The organism is Streptomyces omiyaensis, from assembly GCF_014650895.1.
Taxonomy (GTDB): Bacteria; Actinomycetota; Actinomycetes; order Streptomycetales; family Streptomycetaceae; genus Streptomyces; species Streptomyces omiyaensis.
In genome coordinates, this window is the sequence record NZ_BMVV01000031.1 from 41,701 (window position 1) to 55,575 (window position 13,875).

11 protein-coding genes are annotated in these 13,875 nt (G+C 73.4%); 4 read left to right on the forward strand and 7 right to left on the reverse strand.

What is annotated here, in order from left to right:
- Positions 1-95: 95 nt before the first annotated feature.
- Both IE287_RS33060 and IE287_RS33065 read left to right on the forward strand, forming a co-directional pair.
- On the forward strand, positions 96-740 hold the full coding sequence (locus IE287_RS33060; RefSeq protein WP_229883890.1) for a CBS domain-containing protein: 645 nt from the start codon (positions 96-98) through the stop codon (positions 738-740).
- A 51-nt stretch (positions 741-791) separates the two neighbouring features.
- Complete coding sequence (locus tag IE287_RS33065; protein WP_189852945.1) at positions 792-1,478, forward strand: response regulator; 687 nt, start codon at positions 792-794, stop codon at positions 1,476-1,478.
- Here IE287_RS33065 and IE287_RS33070 read toward each other — a convergent pair.
- From IE287_RS33070 to IE287_RS33085, 4 genes are read right to left on the reverse strand one after another with little or no spacing between them, the layout of a single operon-like run.
- A complete protein-coding gene (locus IE287_RS33070) occupies positions 1,475-3,220 on the reverse strand; it encodes a sensor histidine kinase (RefSeq protein WP_189852946.1) in 1,746 nt (581 codons plus the stop codon). The genes IE287_RS33065 and IE287_RS33070 overlap by 4 nt on opposite strands.
- A 49-nt stretch (positions 3,221-3,269) precedes the next feature.
- Entirely contained in the window at positions 3,270-5,891 is a 2,622-nt protein-coding gene (locus IE287_RS33075; protein ID WP_189852947.1) for a cation-translocating P-type ATPase, read from the reverse strand.
- Positions 5,892-5,900: 9 nt separating this feature from the next.
- Positions 5,901-6,761, reverse strand: a complete 861-nt coding sequence (locus IE287_RS33080; protein WP_189852948.1) for a universal stress protein — start codon at positions 6,759-6,761, stop codon at positions 5,901-5,903.
- Positions 6,758-7,660, reverse strand: coding sequence for a universal stress protein (locus tag IE287_RS33085; RefSeq protein WP_189852949.1), 903 nt, complete (start codon positions 7,658-7,660; stop codon positions 6,758-6,760). The genes IE287_RS33080 and IE287_RS33085 overlap by 4 nt, the downstream gene beginning before the upstream one ends.
- 242 nt (positions 7,661-7,902) lie before the next feature.
- On the opposite strand from IE287_RS33085, the gene IE287_RS33090 reads away from it, so the two are divergent.
- Entirely contained in the window at positions 7,903-8,526 is a 624-nt protein-coding gene (locus IE287_RS33090; protein ID WP_189852950.1) for a CBS domain-containing protein, read from the forward strand.
- Positions 8,527-8,554: 28 nt separating this feature from the next.
- The gene (locus IE287_RS33095; protein WP_229883891.1) at positions 8,555-9,547 is read left to right on the forward strand and encodes an Acg family FMN-binding oxidoreductase; all 993 of its coding nucleotides are present in this window, start codon (positions 8,555-8,557) and stop codon (positions 9,545-9,547) included.
- Between the two features lie 16 nt (positions 9,548-9,563).
- Here the strand turns inward: IE287_RS33095 and IE287_RS33100 are convergent, their stop codons facing one another.
- The 3 genes from IE287_RS33100 to IE287_RS33110 are packed head-to-tail and all read right to left on the reverse strand — an operon-like array spanning position 9,564 to position 13,832.
- The gene (locus tag IE287_RS33100) at positions 9,564-11,963 is read right to left on the reverse strand and encodes a glycoside hydrolase family 65 protein (RefSeq protein ID WP_189852951.1); all 2,400 of its coding nucleotides are present in this window, start codon (positions 11,961-11,963) and stop codon (positions 9,564-9,566) included.
- Positions 11,960-12,733, reverse strand: coding sequence for an HAD family hydrolase (locus IE287_RS33105; RefSeq protein ID WP_189852952.1), 774 nt, complete (start codon positions 12,731-12,733; stop codon positions 11,960-11,962). The genes IE287_RS33100 and IE287_RS33105 overlap by 4 nt, the downstream gene beginning before the upstream one ends.
- 16 nt (positions 12,734-12,749) lie before the next feature.
- Positions 12,750-13,832 carry a zinc-dependent alcohol dehydrogenase family protein gene (locus IE287_RS33110; RefSeq protein ID WP_189852953.1) on the reverse strand — a complete coding sequence of 361 codons (1,083 nt, stop codon included), beginning with the start codon at positions 13,830-13,832 and terminating at the stop codon, positions 12,750-12,752.
- Positions 13,833-13,875 lie beyond the last annotated feature (43 nt).

Sequence of the window (13,875 nt, forward strand, 5' to 3'; positions counted from 1 at the left end):
CACGACGGGAAGGAGAACCGGCAGGGGGCCGTTCGGCCCTCCCGTCTCGCCCCGGTCCGCGCGAACCTGGGAAGGGGCATCATCGAGGAGGGATCATGGACTCCGCAGGCCCTGCGCCTCTCGTCGTCAGTGACGTGATGACCCACACCGCCGTGGCGATCGGCCGCGACGCTCCCTACAAGGAGATCGTGGCGCTCATGGACGAGTGGAAGGTGAGCGCCCTCCCCGTCCTGGAGGGGGAAGGGCGAGTGGTGGGGGTGGTCTCGGAGGCGGATCTGCTGCCGAAGGAGGCGTTCCGCGACACGGACCCCGGCCCCGAGAGGGACGAGGAGGCCACGAAGGCCGTCGCGGTGCGCGCGGGGGACCTCATGTCGAGTCCCGCCGTGACCGTTCACGCCGGCGCCTCCTTGGCCGAAGCCGCGCGGATCATGGCCCGCCGGAGGGTGAAGAGGCTCCCTGTCGTCAACGGGATCGGCATGCTGGAGGGGGTCGTCAGCAGGAGCGACCTGCTCAAGGTCTTCCTGCGGGAGGACGGCGAGATAGCGGCGGAGATCCGGCGGTCGGTCCTTGACGGGACAGGGTTCACCGGGCTGGACGTGACCGTGGCGGAAGGGGTCGCCACGCTGAGTGGCGCGCTCTCCGACCGTTCTCTGGTGCCGCTGCTGGCGCGCGCCGCCCGCGCCGTGGAGGGGGTCGTCGACGTCCGGATGGAACTGGGTGCCCATGACGGCGCTTCCTGACGGACAATCCTTGTGGGGGCGGGTGGACAGCCGCTGAGGACAGGGGTCGCCATGACCGAGATGCCGGCAGCCGGGAAACCGACGCGGGTCTTCCTGGTGGACGATCACGAGGTCGTCCGCCGGGGACTGCGCGACCTGATCGACGACGAGCCCGACCTGCGGGTCGTCGGGGAAGCCTCCACGGCCGACCAGGCCCTGGCCCGGGGGCCCGCGCTGCGCCCGGACGTGGCGGTCCTCGACGTACGGCTGCCCGACGGCGACGGGATCGCCGTGTGCCGGGAGCTGCGGTCGCGGATGCCGGAGCTGGCGTGCCTGATGCTGACCTCGTTCGACGACGAGGACGCCCTGCTCGACGCGATCATGGCCGGGGCTTCGGGGTACGTCCTCAAGCAGATCAAGGGGTCCGATCTCGTGTCGGCCGTACGGACCGTGGCGACGGGGCAGTCGATGCTCGACCCGGCCACCACGGCCCGGCTGATGCGTTCGCTGCGGGATCCGGAGGCGGCGCAGCCGCCGGAGGACGAGCGGCTCGCCGCGCTGTCCGAACGTGAGCGGTCCGTGCTGGAGCTGATCGGCGAAGGACTCACCAACCGGCAGATCGCCAAGCGGCTCTATCTGTCGGAGAAGACGGTGAAGAACCACATCTCCCGGCTGCTCGGCAAGCTGGGGGTGGAGCGACGGGTCCAGGCGGCGGTGATCGCCGCGCAGGCCCATGAGCACGGGACGGGGAACGGTTAGCTTTCCTGTCCGTCGTCCGGGGGGAGGGGGATGCGCCAGGTGAGGTGGGTTCCCCCGTCGGGTTCCGGCGGGGAGTGGACGGCGAGGGAGCCCCCGAGGCGCTCGGCTCGCTCCGCGAGGTTGCGCAGTCCCCTGTCGGTCCGGTCCGACGGCAGGCCGACGCCGTCGTCGCTTACCGTCACCTCCAGGGTCCCGTCGTCCGCGAGCACGGCGACCTCAGTCCTGTGGGCACAAGCGTGGCGGGCGACGTTGGTGAGGGCTTCGCCGATCACGGCGACCACGTCGTCGGCGATGTCGGCGGGCACGTCGGTGTCCAGCAAGCCCTCCATGCGGAGCGCGGGAGCGAAGCCGAGGGTGGCCGCGCCCGCATCGACCGCGGTGACGACGCGGCTCCTGAGCTTGGGTGCGGTGCCGGGGGTGTCGTGTTCCCGGAGGCCGAAGATGGTCGATCGGATGATCTTGATGGTGGCGTCGAGGTCGTCGATCGCCCTGGCCAGTCTGTCCACCGCCTCCGGATGCTCGATGAAGCGCCGGGCGCTCTGCAAGGTCATGCCGGTGGCGAAGAGGCGCTGGATCGCCAGGTCGTGCAGGTCGCGGGCGATGCGGTCGCGGTCCTCCAGCAGGGTGACCTGTTCGGCATCGCGGCGGCGGTCGGCCAGTTCCAGTGCCAGGGCCGCCTGACCCGCGAAGCCGGGGAGGGCGGCGGTGTCGGCGCTCAGGAAGGGCGTGCGCCCACTGTGCCGGGCGAGGATCAGGACACCGCTGAGGCGCTCCTTGGTGCCCACGGTGACCGCCACCGCCGGCCCGAAGCCCTTCCACCGTTCGGGCTGGACGGTCACCCGCGCGTCGCTGGAGACGTCGGTCACGGTGATCAGTCCGTCGGTCTCGGCGAGGGCGGCGGCCGCCAGGGTGCCCTCGCTGCTGGGCAGGACGACCCCACGGTGGGTGTCGGCCCCCGCACCTCGGGCCAGCGAGCCGCGGAGTTCGCCACCCGGGCCGACCAGGTAGAAGACGCCCATGTCCGCCTCGGCGATGTCCACGGCCTGTTCCAGCATCCCGTCCAGGACCTCCGTCTCCCCCGTACCGGAGAGCAGGGCGCTGGTGAAGTCGGAGCTCGCGGCGAGCCAGCGCTGCCTGCGCCTGCCCTCCTCGTACAGCCGGGCGTTCTCGATGGCGATGCCCGCGGCCACGGCGAGCGTGGTGACGACGGCCTCGTCCTCGGCGTCGAAGTCGGCTCCGCCGCGCTTCTCGGTGAGGTAGAGGTTGCCGAAGACCTCGTCGCGGACCCGAATGGGGACACCGAGGAACGAGTGCATGGGCGGATGGTGGGCCGGGAAGCCGTACGAGGCCGGGTGCTCGGACAGTTCGGTGAGACGCAGCGGCTCGGGGTTGCGGATGAGTTCACCGAGGATGCCATGGCCGGAAGGCAGCGCACCGATCTGTGAGCGCAGGTCGTCGCCGATGCCGATGGGGAGGAACTCCGACAGCCGCCGGTCCTCGCCGATGACGCCCAGGGCACCGTACTCGGCGTCGACCAGGGAGACGGCGGCCTCGACGATGCCGCGCAGCACCTGCGGCAGGTCCAGCTCCCGCCCCACCGAGATGACGGCCTCCAGGAGCCCCGTGAGGCGGTCCCTGGTACCCCGCACCTCGTCGATGCGGGCCTGGAGCTCGTCCAGCAGCTCGTCGAGCCGGAGCCTCGGCAGCCTGGCGTCCCCCGGTCCGGCACCTACCCGGCCCATCGGAACCTCCGGTCACGTCCGGTGCGCACGGCGTCCGCCGTGCCCGGTTTCACCGTAGTCCGATTCCCTCGTCCGTTCCTGCCGGACCCGATGGCCGGAAGGCGGTACGAACGGCACGTGCCGCGAGGAATCCGGCCGGCGCACACGCCGCCGCCAGGGCGAGTCCCGCGCCTCCGAGGGGGTCCGTGTCGAGGGCGGTACGGAGGAAGGGCACGTACAGCGCCGCCAGGGCCAGGAGGGCGGAGGCGAGGACCGAGACCGGGAGGAACAGGTTCTTCCGGGTGAACAGCCGGGCTCGCAGTCCGAGGACGACTCCGAGCTGGGCCGCGAGCAGGGCGAGGAAGAGGACGCTCTGCCAGTCGAGACCGAGTGCCTGCGCGGCCAGGCCCGCGCCGAGGGACGCCGCCGTGACGACGGCGGCGAGGACCAGCAGTCGCTGCCAGGCGCCGCCGCCGAGAATGTGCTGGTCAGGAGGGCGTGGCGGGCGTCGCATCGTCCCGGGCACTGCCGGTTCGGCGCCCATGGCGACCCCGGTGAGACCGTGGGTGAGGAGGTTGATCCAGAGGATCTGCCCCGCTCGCAGCGGCAGGGGCAGTCCGAGGAGGGGGCCGGCCAGCATCACGAGGATCTCCGCCGCCCCGCCCGCCATCCCGTAGACGAGGAAGCGACGGATGTTGTCGTAGACGCGCCGCCCCTCCTCGATCGCCGACACGACCGTCGCGAGTTCGTCGTCCGTGAGGACGAGGTCGGCGGCCTGGCGTGCGACCTCGGTGCCGCGGGCGCCCATGGCCACGCCGATGTCGGCCCGGTGCAGGGCGGGACCGTCGTTGACGCCGTCGCCGGTCATGGCCGTGACCGCGCCCCTCGCCCGCCAGGCCGCGACGATGTCGAGCTTCTGCTGGGGGTCGGTGCGGGCGAAGACGCGTACGGACGTGAGGTCGGGGATCCGGCCGGCGGCGACGTCCGCTCCGGTGACGACTCGGGCCGTGTGGCCGTCGGTCTCGCCGGTGAGGCCGACGCTGTCCGCCACGGCACGGGCCGTGGCCGGGTGGTCGCCCGTGATGAGGACGGGGGTGATGCCGGCCGCGCGGCAGGAGGCGAGCGTCCGGTGCGCGTGGGGCTTCGGCGGGTCGCTCAACGCCACGAGGCCGAGGAGCTTCAGCCCCGACTCGGCCGCGGCGACCGGTTCCGGCACGTCGCCGCGCACGCCTGACGCCACGGCGAGCACCCGGTAGCCCTCTCCCGCGAGGTCCGCGGCCGCCTTCCCGGCTCTCGCGAGGGTGTCCGCGTCCGCGCCGCTCAGTACCGTCGGGGCGAGGACCGCTTCGGGCGCTCCCTTCAGACAGACGAGGATCTGTCCCGGGGCTGCCCGGTGCAGGGTGGTCATGCGCTTGCGGAGGCTGTCGAAGGGGGCTTCGGCGATCCGTGGGAGGTCTGCCCTCAGCTCCGGCTCCGGGGGACATCCCGCCTTGGCCGCCGCCGAGAGGAGGGCGGCTTCCATGGGGTCGCCCACGGCGGTCCAGCGGCTTGGGGGATCCGTGGCGTCGGGCGGGCGCAGCGTGGCGTCGTTGCAGAGGACGGTCGTCCTCAGCAGCTCCCGTACCGGCGCGAGCTCGTCCGGGGCGGCGGGTCTCCCGGCGATCAGGACCTCCCCCTCCGGTTCGTAGCCGACGCCCGTGAGCCCGACGCGCACTTCGGGCGTCCAGACCCGCTGGACGACCATGCGCCCCTCCGTGAGGGTGCCGGTCTTGTCGGTGGCGAGGACGGACACCGAGCCCAGGGTCTCCACCGCCGGCAGTCGTCGCACCAGGGCATGGCGGGCGACCATGCGGCGGGCCCCGAGGGCGAGAGCGAGTGTGACGACGGCGGGCAGGGATTCGGGTACGGCGGCCACGGCCAGGCTGATGGCGGTCACCGCCATGGTGCCGGGCGGCAGACCGCGTACGAGGCCGAGGGCGAAGACCAGCACGCACAGGGCCAGCGTCACCGCGGCGAGGATCCGGCCGAGGGCGGCGAGGCGGTGTTGCAGGGGGGTCGCCTCGCGCCGGTCGTCGAGCAGAGCGGCGATGCGGCCGAGGGCGCTCCTCGGGCCCGTCGCGGTGACGGCGGCCACGCCCCGGCCGCGTGCGACGACGGTTCCCGCGCTCAGGAGGTCGTCGGCGTCCTTGTCCACCGGCACGGATTCCCCGGTGAGCATGGACTCGTCCAGGAGCAGGGCGGACGCCTCGCCGAGCAGGGCGTCCGCGGCGACGATGTCGCCCTCGCCGAGGACCAGGACGTCGCCGACGACGACCTCCGCGGCCGCGACGTCGCGGACCGTTCCGTCCCGCCGCACGCGCGCGTGCGGGGCGCTGAGGGCCGACAGAGCGGCGACGGCGTTGTCCGCGCGGACCTCCTGGACGACGCCGACGGTGGTGTTCACGAGGACGACCAGGCCGATGACGATCGCGTCGGGGTGGTCCCCGATCGCCAGGGTCAGCGCGACGGCACCGAGCAGGACCATGATCAGCGGATCTCGGAGCTGGGCGAGGACCCGGCTGTACAGCCGTACGGGCCGGCGGGCGGCCACCTCGTTGGGCCCGTCGGCGGCGAGCCGTCGGGCCGCCTCCGCCGGGGTGAGTCCTGTCGCCGGGGAGGTCCGGACCGCTTCGGCTTCGGCCGGCGTCGTCATGGCGCGCGCTCACCCTGTGGGGACGGTGATCACGGGGCAGTGGGCCCGGTGCAGCAGTCCGTGGACGACGGAGCCGACGCGCATGCCGGTGTAGCCGCCCCGGCCCCGGCGGCCCACGACGACGGCCAGGGCGTGCTCGGCGGCGTCGGCGAGCAGTTCGACGGGCGAGCCGATGAGCACCTCGTGGGTGAGGCGGACGTCGGGGTACTTCTCCGCCCATCCGGCGGTGGTCTCCGAGAGCAGCAGGCGCTCGGCGTGGAAGAGGGTGTCCCCCGTACGGAGGGTGAAGACGGGCGGCTGCCAGACCGCGACGGCCCGCACGGAGCAGCGCCGGAGGTCGGCTTCCTCGAAGGCGAAGGCGAGCGCCGCCCGGGAGGATTCGCTGCCGTCGACGCCGACGACGAGGTGGGGCGGGTCCTGGGTGATGTGCTCGGCGTCGCCGACCACGACCACCGGGCAGCGGGCCTGGGCGGTGACCGGGACGACGAGGGATCCGGCGCTGAGGAACTCCTCGGTGCGGCTCAGGTGCCGGGAGCCGAGGACGGCCATGGCGGCCCGCTGTGCCCTTCCCGCGATCACAGCCGCCGGGAAACCGTCGACGAGCGCGGAGCCGACGTGCACCTCCGGTTGTCTGGCCCTGACCCAGTCGGTCGCGGCGCGCAGGGCGTCCTTGCCGCGCCGGGTCCTGGCCTGGTGGCGGGGTGTGTCGTCGACGTGCTGGGTGTCGTGCGGGGGTGGTACGGCGACGACGAGGCGGAGGACGAGCCGGCGGCGGAGGGCCTCGTCGGCGGCCCAGGCCAGAGCGAGGTGTCCTTCGCGCACGGGGTCGACGCCGACGATGATCTCGCGGTGTTCCGGGATGGTGCTCATGAGGTGCTCCCGTGTCCGGGTCCGTGCCGGGGGACGAGTTCCACCGGGCAGTGGGCGTGTTGCAGCAGGGCGAGTGTGGTCCGGCCCAGGGTCGGCCCCAGGTAGTCGGGGGCGCGGCGGCCGCCGACGACCAGGAGGTCGGCGTCACGGCTCGCCTCGACGAGGGCTCCGGGCACGCTGGGGTTCTTCACGCCCTCGGTCTCGATCTTCAGATCGGGGAACTCCTCCCGCAGGAGTCCGGTCGTCCGGGACTGCACGCGCACGCGGTCGGCGGCCTGGTGGCAGGGGCCTGTACGCGGTGCCGTCCGCTCGCCCCGTGGCCAGGCCGTTCGCCATACGTGCAGAAGTCGGAGCGGCTGCCCTCGCAGCAGGGCCTCGCGTGCGGCCGCTCGCGCGCAGCCGAGGTCGTGGTCGTCCCGTATCCCCGCCAGGACGACACCCGGGTGTGCTGTCTCGGCGTGGCCCCGGACCACGATCACCGGTCTGCTCGCGGTCGCCGCGGTCCGCAGGCCCACCGATCCGAGGAGCAGCGAGGCGAAGCCGCCACGGCCACGGTGGCCGACGACGATCGTGCCGCTCAGGGCGGCGGCGTGCCGCAGCGCCTCGGAGGGCGGGCGGGCGCTCAGTTCCTTGAGGACGGTCACCTCCGGGTGGTGCGCGGAGACCGTCTCGGCGGCGTGGTCGAGGACTTCGCGACCGGTCCTGCGACTCTCCTCGATCTCGGCCTGGAAGAGGTACCGGGCGAGGGCGTCCGTGTCCGTCGCGTGGACGAGGAAGAGGGCCGATCTCCGCAGGAACGCTTCTTCGGCGGCCCACAGGGCGGCGGACAGCGCCTCTTCGGATCCGTCGACACCGGCGACGACACTTCCGGGGTGCCGGAGTCGCGGGGCTGCGGCCATGGCTCCTCCTTGCCGGATGCGTGAGGACTGCCCTTCGACTCTCGCACCGCGCACCGGAGGACCGGAGGGCCGCTGGGGGCAGAGGTGGGGCCAAAGGGCCCACGCGACGGCGACGCGGAACCGGCAGGGGCCCGGTCGGGCCCGTCGGTGGACCGTTCGGCCCCTCGCCGACGCGTGGCGGCGCGGTGGACGGTGGTGGCGTGAAGACCCGTCTGCCGACTGTCCGAACGGGAGGGCCCGCGATGAAGCACCTCAAGGTCGGCGGCCTGATGACCGACGACGTGGTCTCCGCCGTCCCCGGCATGTCGTTCCGGGACGTGGCGAAGCTCCTCGCCGAGCACGACATCAGCGGGCTGCCCGTCGTGGACGCCGACGACCACGTCGTCGGCGTGGTCTCCGAGAGCGACCTCCTGGCCCGCCGGGCCCTGACCGCACGGGACGTGATGAGCGCTCCGGCCGTCACCGTGCACGCCGAGGAGGCGGCCGCCGACGCGGCCCGTCTCATGGTGCGCCGCGGGGTCGAACGCCTGCCCGTGGTCGACGAGGAGGAGCGGCTGGTGGGCATCGTCACCCGCCGCGACCTGCTCCGCGTCTTCCTCCGTCCGGACGCCGAGATCAGGCGGCGCGTCCGCGAGGAGGTCCTCGCGGACGCCCTGGACCTGCCGGCCGACGCGGTCGACGTGCACGTCCTGGACGGCGTGGTGACCCTCGACGGGCGGGTCCGGCTGCGGAGTCAGGCCGCGATGCTCCGGCGTCTGGCCGAACGCGTGGAAGGCGTGGTCGCCGTCGTGGACCGGCTGTCCGCACGTGACGACGGGCCCCGCGTCGAGGGCCCGCCCACGCGGTCGGCCTACGACTTCTCGTGATGACCGCCCCGTACAGACAGGACGTACCGTGTCCCCCACCGCCCTTCTCCCCCGTCCCCTCGTCACCTCGCTGGTGGAGGAAGCCGTCCTGGCGCCCTCGATGCACAACGCCCAGCCATGGCGGTTCGTGCACCGGGAGGCGTCCGGTGTTCTCGAACTCCACGGCGACCCGACCCGCGGCATGCCCCGCCAGGACCCCGTCCACCGGGCCCTTCACCTCGGCTGTGGCGCCGCCCTGTTCGGTCTGCGGGTGGCCGCCGAGCACCGGAACCTGCGTCCCGCCGTCCGTCTGCTGCCCACGGCCGAGGATCCCTGGCACCTCGCCGACGTGCGGTTCGACGGCCCCGCGGAGGCCGCCGGCGATCTGGGGGTGCTCCATCCCGCCCTGGCGCGACGGCACACCAGCCGCTTCCCGTTCACCGAGGAGCCGATCCCCGCCGAACTGCTCGACGGCCTCTGCGCCGCCGCCCGGCTGGAGGGCTGCCGCCTGATCGTCCCCGGCGACTGGCACACCGACACCGTCATGGACCTCGTCCACGCCTCCGCTCTGTTCGAGGCAGCCGACGACGCCGTCCGCGCCGAGATCGCGGCCTGGACGCGGACAGGAGCGGACGACGAAGGGACCGGCGCCGACGGCGTCCCCGCCTACGCCTTCGGTCCCCGTCAGTACGACACCACCGCGCCCGTCCGGGATTTCGGCGCCCCCGGCCGCATGCCCTCCCGCCCGTCGGCCCGCTTCGAGAAGACACCGCAGATCGCCCTGCTCGGAACCGCCGCGGACACGCCGGAGTCGTGGCTGATGGCCGGCCAGGCCCTGCACCGCGTCCTGCTTCAGGCCATGCTCGACGGGCTCGCCACCTCCCTCATGTCACAACCCCTGGAATGGCCGGAACTCCGCTTCGACGCCCGGGACCCCCTTTCGAACGTCGGTTACGTCCACATGATCGTCCGTCTGGGCTACGGACCGGCCGGCCGGGCGACGCCCCGACGGGCCGTCCCGGACGTCCTCTCCTTCGCGTGACTCGACGCGGACCGGCTCACAGCCTGAACCAGCGCTCCTCGCCGGGAAGGACTGTGAACCTCCGTTCTCCGGGCAGGACGAGGGAGAAGGGGCCTCCCGGACCGGCGGGGACGCGTACCCCCAGGCGCGCGGGGAGCATGCGCAGGCGGATGCCTCGATGGCCGCCGCAGGACAGCGTGAAGGCGAAGCGGGGCAGCTCACGGAGTGCGACGGGATCCACCCGCAGTCCCTCCGGGTCGGCCTCCAGGCCGGTGATCCCGCGCTCGACCAGGTCGATCGTGCCGGCCATCGCGCCGAGGTGGATGCCCTCTCCGGTGGTGCCGCCCTGGACGTCCGCCACGTCGGAGAGCAGGGCCTCCTCGCAGTACCGCCAGGCTCCGGCGCCCTTCAGGCGGGCGAGCACCCAGCCGTGGACGAGGCTGCTGAGGGTCGAGCCGTGGCTGGTGCGGCGCAGGTAGTAGTCCACTGTGCTCCGCCAGGTCTTGTCGTCCAGCCGGTGTCCGAGCCGTGCGAACAGTCCGGCGAGCTCGTCGGGGCGGAAGAGGTAGCCGAGCATGAGGGTGTCGGCCTGCTTCGACGCCTGGTAGCGGTTGACGGTGTCGCCCTCCGCCTCCAGGATCCGGTCCAGGCGGCGGATGTCGCCGTAGCGGGCGCGGTACGCCTCCCAGTCGAGCTCCGCCAGTTCCCCGAATCCTTCGAACTGGCTGATCACCCCTTGGTGGAACGGCACGTGCAGACGGCGTGACACGTCGTCCCACCGGGCGAGGTCCTCGTCGTCCAGGGCGAGGCGTCCGCACAGCTCCTCCCGCCGTGCGAGGGGGAGTTGGCTCAGCAGATCGAGACCGCGGGCGAGCACCCAGGCGGCGGTCACGTTCGTGTAGGCGTTGTCGTCGACGCCCGGAACCTCCGCGCCGGGATAGGCGTCGTGGTACTCGTCCGGACCGACCACGCCGCGGACGCGGTAGCGCCCCAGCGCGGGGTCGAGGACGGCGGCGCCCGCCCAGAACCGGGCGACCTCCAGCAGGATCTCGGCGCCCTCGCCGTGCAGGAAGCCGCGGTCGCCGGTGGCCCGTGCGTACTTCCAGGCGTTGTAGGCGACGGCCGAGCCGACGTGCCGCTGGAGCCGGGAGTGGTCGGGCAGCCAGCGGCCCGAGCGCGGATTGAGGTGCGTCTCCTGGGTCTCCTCGTTTCCCGAACCGCCGCTCTGCCAGGGGTACATGGCTCCGCGCAGGCCGGCGCGCCGGGCGGCCTCTCGGGCGGCCGGGAGGCGCCGGTGGCGGTACATCAGCAGTGCTCTGGCCACTTCGGGGAAGTGGAGGCCGAGGTAGGGCAGGACGAAGAGTTCGTCCCAGAAGACATGGCCCCGGTAGGCCTCGCCGTGCAGGCCCCGGGCCGGGACGCCCACGTCGAGGTCGGCGGTGTGCGGGGAGAGGGTCTGCAGCAGGTGGAACAGGTGCAGGCGCAGGATGCGGCCCGCCTCTCCGGGCACGTGCAGCTCGCCCTCCTCCCACAGCCGCCGCCACGCCGCTTCATGCGCGGCCCGCAGGGCGGGGAAGGCGGCGGCGTGGGTGGCGGCCTCGATGGCCGCTGCGAGCGGGTCGCCCGGCGGGCGGTCCGACGAGGTGCGCAGGGCCAGCGTCTTGGTGCACCACGCCGGCCGGCCCCTGGCGATCGGCAGACGGTACGCCTGCACGGTGCCGGTCGAGGTGCCGATGGTCCGGGCGGGGCGCTCGGGGCTCGTGTCCGTACGGACGGCCAGGGCGATCAGGTGGCCCGGATCGTCCGTGCGACAGGACAGCCCGGCGACCCCGCCGGACGAGAGGACCGTGCGGTGGCCGGACAGGTGCCGGCTCTCCAGGTGGCGGTAGCGCTCGACGCCGGTGTTGGCGACGTCGCCGTCGAGCACGGACTCGACCTCGATCTCGCCGCGCCAGCCGTAGGCGTGGAAGGTGGTGCGCTGGGCGGCGAGCCCGGGGGCTCCCATGTGGACGATCCGGGTGTGTCCCACGCGCAGTCCGCGCCCCCGGGGGTCCCGGAAGAGGAGGTCGCGGTGAAGGATTCCGCGCCGCAGGTCGAGCCGGACGCCGTAGTGGCGCAGTTCGCCGGAGTCGGGTGAGAGCCACGGGCCGGCCGCTTCGCCCTCCGGCAGGGGGCGGTACCGCAGCAGCGTCCAGTTCGGGAGGTTGACGAGGTCCTCGTTCTCCACCGCGCGGCCTTCGACCAGCGAGGTGCGCCGGTCGTAGCAGCCGGCGAGGTAGGTGCCCGGATAGTGCACGGTGCCGGCGGTGCACTCGGGTGCGGAACCCCGGGTGGCGAACCGGCCGTTGCCGAGGGTGCAAAGGGCTTCCACCAGTCGCTCCCGCTCCGGCACGTATCCGGCGTACTCCCAGGTCCAGCCGTTCCTTCCCGAGTTCACGGCTCCGCTCCCCACACCGCCTCCACGCACTCCATGAGGTCGGTGACGACGAGGTGGGCGCCGTGTTCGCGCAGCGCGTCGGTGGTGTGCCGGTCCGGGGTGCGGTCGACGCCGACGACGAGGCCGAAGCCTCCACGGCGGCCGGCCAGGACGCCGGCGAGGGCGTCCTCGACGACCGCGCAGTGCCGGGGGCGGACGCCGAGGACGTGCGCCGCGTGGAGGAAGAGCGCGGGGTCCGGCTTGCCCGCCAGCCCCAGCCCGGCCGCGCCCTCACCGTCCACGACGGTGGTGAGGAGCCGCTCCATGTCCGCGGACGCGAGCAGCGCACGGGCGTGGCGGGAGGCGGAGACCGCCGCGGCGGGTACGCGGAGGGAGCTCAAGGCCGTCAGGGCCCGCGAGGCGTCCTGGAAACCGGTGACCGGTCGGGCGCGCAGGGCGTCACGGAAGGCTTGCTCCTTGCGCGCGGCAACAGCCCGTACCGTGTCGCAGCCGGGCTGATCGTCCGCCGTCCCGGCCGGGAGGCGGATGCCCCGGGCCGCCAGGAAGGCGGCGGCCCCGTCGTATCTGGACCTGCCGTCGACGTACCTCCGGTAGTCGGCGTCCGCGTCGAACGATTCCCCGTTCACCGCCCCTGCCGCCCACCGGGGAAGGCAGCCGTCGAAGGCGGTCTTCCAGGCGGCGGCGTGGACGGCGGCGGAGTCGATCAGCACACCGTCGGTGTCGAGGACGACGGCGCGGGGAGGCGCGGTACGGGCTCCGTGGTCGGTCATGCGGCTCCCTGGTCGTTCATCCGGCACCCGTGGCCGGCGCGGTGTCGACGGCCGTGTGCTGCGGCCCGCCGAGCGCGACCTTGATCGCGCCGGTCCGGGCGGCGCGACCGAAGACGTCGTACGCCTCCTCCATCTGCCCGAGTTCGAAGCGGTGGGTGACCAGCTCTGCGGTGGGGAGCCGGCCGGCGGCCATCATCCGCAGCAGCATCGGCGTCGAGGAGGTGTCGACGAGGCCGGTGGTGAGGGTGACGTCCTTGATCCACAGGTCTTCCAGGTGGAGGGTGGCGGGCTTGCCGTGGACGCCGATGTTGGCGACGCGGCCCCCGGGGCGGACCATCCGGGTGCACATCTCGAAGGTCTGCGGCACTCCCACGGCCTCCATGACGACGTCGGCGCCGAGGCCGTCGGTCAGGTCGGCGACGAGCTGTTCCGGTTCCTCCCCGGCCGTCGCGGCGGCGTCGGCGCCGAGCCGGCGGGCGGCGGAGAGGCGGGAGTCGTCCAGGTCGACGGCGACGATCCGGCCGGGGCTGTAGAGGCGCGCGGTGATGATCGCCGCGAGGCCGATGGGGCCCGCGCCGACCACGACGACGGTGTCGCCCGGCCGCACGCCGCCGTTGAGGACGCCCACCTCGTAGGCGGTGGGGAAGATGTCGGCGAGGAGCACGGCGTCGAAGCTGTCGACGCCGCTGGGGACCGGGTGGACGGAGAGGTCGGCGAAGGGCACGCGGACGTACTCGGCCTGGGTGCCGTCGATCAGGTGGCCGAGGACCCAGCCGCCTCCGCCCCGGCACTGCCCGTAGCGCTGCTCGCGGCAGAAGCGGCAGCGTCCACAGGAGGAGATGCAGGAGATCAGGACCCGGTCGCCGGGCCGCACCGTCCGGACGTCGCCGCCCGTCTCCATCACGGTGCCGACCGCCTCGTGACCGAGGACCCGCCCGGGTTCGACCTCGGGCACGTCCCCCTTGACGATGTGCAGATCCGTACCGCAGAGGGTGACGGCGTCGACGCGCACGATCGCGTCCGCCGCGTCCTTCACCGCGGGATCGGGCACGTCCTGCCACGCGACCCGGCCCGTTCCCCGGAACACGAGAGCCTTCATGACGACCGCCTTCCCGGCCGGTCCGCGGGTCTGCTCCCACGGA

Bases quoted from the DNA above. Each gene is read 5' to 3' on its own strand.
- IE287_RS33060 (WP_229883890.1), top strand. From the start codon at position 96: ATGGACTCCGCAGGCCCTGCGCCTCTCGTCGTCAGTGACGTGATGACC.
- IE287_RS33065 (WP_189852945.1), top strand. From the start codon at position 792: ATGACCGAGATGCCGGCAGCCGGGAAACCGACGCGGGTCTTCCTGGTG.
- IE287_RS33070 (WP_189852946.1), bottom strand. From the start codon at position 3,220: ATGGGCCGGGTAGGTGCCGGACCGGGGGACGCCAGGCTGCCGAGGCTC.
- IE287_RS33075 (WP_189852947.1), bottom strand. From the start codon at position 5,891: ATGACGACGCCGGCCGAAGCCGAAGCGGTCCGGACCTCCCCGGCGACA.
- IE287_RS33080 (WP_189852948.1), bottom strand. From the start codon at position 6,761: ATGAGCACCATCCCGGAACACCGCGAGATCATCGTCGGCGTCGACCCC.
- IE287_RS33085 (WP_189852949.1), bottom strand. From the start codon at position 7,660: ATGGCCGCAGCCCCGCGACTCCGGCACCCCGGAAGTGTCGTCGCCGGT.
- IE287_RS33090 (WP_189852950.1), top strand. From the start codon at position 7,903: ATGAAGCACCTCAAGGTCGGCGGCCTGATGACCGACGACGTGGTCTCC.
- IE287_RS33105 (WP_189852952.1), bottom strand. From the start codon at position 12,733: ATGACCGACCACGGAGCCCGTACCGCGCCTCCCCGCGCCGTCGTCCTC.
- IE287_RS33110 (WP_189852953.1), bottom strand. From the start codon at position 13,832: ATGAAGGCTCTCGTGTTCCGGGGAACGGGCCGGGTCGCGTGGCAGGAC.